The 484-nt window shown below is 48.3% G+C and carries 1 protein-coding gene; it reads left to right on the forward strand.

Annotation, left to right across the window (positions count from 1 at the left end; all coding sequences use genetic code 11):
• Positions 1-129: Hok/Gef family protein (locus E0D98_RS25760; protein WP_072648917.1), on the forward strand; the 129-nt coding region annotated here is incomplete at its 5' end.
• Between the last annotated feature and the right edge of the window lie 355 nt (positions 130-484).

Raw genomic sequence — 484 nt, forward strand, 5'->3', positions numbered from 1 at the left:
ATGTTAATTGTCGTCTGTGTGACGATACTGTGTTTTGTCTGGATGGTGAGGGATTCGCTTTGCGGATTCCGTGTCGAGCAGGGAAACACAGTGCTTGTGGCAACGTTAGCCTACGAAGTTAAACGTTAACGGGCAACACGGCGGCAGGAAATCTGCCGCCGGATTGTTGCGAAAGCAAACCTCAATGCGCCCTTTTTTACCTGGATTTCTGCAGCGCGTTTCAGCATAGCATGCAGTTCTGTGCTGATCCTTGCTTCCAGTCGGGCAGTTTGTGTTGCAGATGGCATGATTTGTACTTCCTGAATATACTGAACGGCAAATTGCCGTATTGTGCTAATTACAGTCTGATACAGGGACGGCAGACAGGCATTCTGCCTGAAAAGAAAAAGCCGGTTCAGAGAAAACCGGCTGACGGATTATCGTCTAACAGTTGGTCGCTACCTTAAAATACTTCTGCAACAGGCACACCGGCAACTTTTTCCCA

The organism is Escherichia sp. KCJ4928 (assembly GCF_004352695.1).
Lineage (GTDB): Bacteria > Pseudomonadota > Gammaproteobacteria > Enterobacterales > Enterobacteriaceae > ECMA0423.